General features: G+C 55.1%; 1 pseudogene. It reads right to left on the bottom strand.

Annotated elements, in window-relative coordinates:
* Positions 1 to 343, bottom strand: a pseudogene (gene secA / locus B3446_RS22465) (preprotein translocase subunit SecA); the annotation flags it as partial.

Here is a 343-nt window from a genome sequence, read left to right as displayed (position 1 = left end):
ATCGACGATGATGACTTCGCCGTCTTTAACAATGTAGTCAACGTCGCGGGTGAAAAGGGCGTGCGCGCGCAGTGCGGCCGTTACGTGGTGCATCAGCATGATGTTGCTCGGGGAGTACAGAGACTCGCCCTCTTCCATAATGCCTTCAGCCACCAGCAACTCTTCGATTTTCACCAGGCCGCGTTCGGTCAGGTTGACCTGACGCGCTTTTTCATCCACGGAGAAGTGACCTTCCCCCTGGAAAGTATCGGAGTCTTCTTTCTCCTGACGCAGCAGGTGAGGAATGATTTTGTCGACTTTACGGTACATCTCGGAGCTGTCTTCGGCCGGGCCGGAGATGATC

Source organism: Achromobacter sp. UBA5777 (genome assembly GCF_002418565.1).
GTDB lineage: Bacteria > Pseudomonadota > Gammaproteobacteria > Burkholderiales > Burkholderiaceae_B > Achromobacter > Achromobacter animicus.
The sequence above is the reverse complement of the archived record's forward strand: the minus strand, read 5'-3'. Positions and strand labels throughout refer to the sequence as shown.